Annotated in this window: 1 protein-coding gene; it reads left to right on the top strand. The window is 73.2% G+C overall.

The window, feature by feature from the left end; all coding sequences use genetic code 11:
- Positions 1–45 precede the first annotated feature (45 nt).
- Positions 46–951 carry an alpha/beta hydrolase gene (locus tag AOK15_RS41375; protein ID WP_055524458.1) on the top strand — a complete coding sequence of 302 codons (906 nt, stop codon included), beginning with the start codon at positions 46–48 and terminating at the stop codon, positions 949–951.
- Positions 952–1129: the final 178 nt, after the last annotated feature.

Here is a 1129-nt window from a genome sequence, read left to right as displayed (position 1 = left end):
CCCCCAAACCCATCCAAATCCGTTTCACCCTTGAGAGGTTGGAGCATGCCGGACGACGACGCCGCTGCCCGCGATGCCGCCGAAGAGGCATCCGCCTTCTCGCACCCCCCGGTCGACCCGGACGCCACCTCCGCCTACGGCGACCACCCCGACCAGGTGATCGACTTCTACGCCCCTCGTGCCACCCCCGGCGCCACCTCGGCCGCCTCGGCGGTCCCGTTGGTCGTGGTCCTGCACGGCGGTGCCTGGCGCGCCCCGTACGACCGCCGGCACATCACCCCGTTCGCGGACTTCCTGGCCCGCCGGGGCTTCGCCGTGGCCAACGTCGAGTACCGCAGGGGGAGCGCGCTGCCCGCGCAGAGCGGCCCTGGCGGCAGCGCGGGCCCGGTGGCGGGCCGCTGGCCGGAGACGTTCGACGACGTGGCCGCCGCCCTCGACGCCCTGCCCGACCTCGTGCGGCACGCCGTGCCGGAGGCGGACCCTCGCCGCATGGTTCTCACCGGCCACTCGGCGGGCGGGCACCTGGCGCTGTGGGCCGCCGCCCGTCACGTCCTCCCGCTCGACGCGCCGTGGCGCACGACCGGCCCGGTCCCGCTGCGCGGCGTCGTCGCGCTGGCGCCCATCGCCGACTTCGCCGTGGCCGAGAAGCTGGACGTCTGCGGCGGCGCGACCGCGCAACTCCTGGGCGGCCAGGACAAGTTCAGCGAACGTCGTCCCTACGCCGACCCGGCCCTCCTCCTCCCGACGGGCATCGCCACGACCCTCGTCCAGGGCCGCACCGACATCGTCGTACCGCAGCCCGTCGCCGACGCGTATGCGGATGCCGCGGCCAAGGCGGGCGAGGTCGTCGGCCTCACGCTCCTGGAGGACGTCGGCCATTTCCCCCTGATCGACCCGGCGGCGGACGCGTGCGCGGTGGTGGCGGAGGAGATTGCCCAGCTGGCCTGGTGAAACGGGGCATCGACGAGCGGCTGCCTGCCCTCGGTTCCCGCTGATACCCGTAGTACGAGCGGCCGGTCCTCGGCTCCCGCTGATACCTGTAATACCTGAGAGCTACGTCGCAGGTGAGCTCTGTGGCATGACGCCGACCACGGCCTCCCATTCATAGCTTCTTCCCAGAACGCCCGGC

Source organism: Streptomyces ossamyceticus (genome assembly GCF_001418475.1).
Taxonomy (GTDB): domain Bacteria; phylum Actinomycetota; class Actinomycetes; order Streptomycetales; family Streptomycetaceae; genus Streptomyces; species Streptomyces ossamyceticus.
This window is presented reverse-complemented; position numbering and strand designations above follow the sequence as displayed.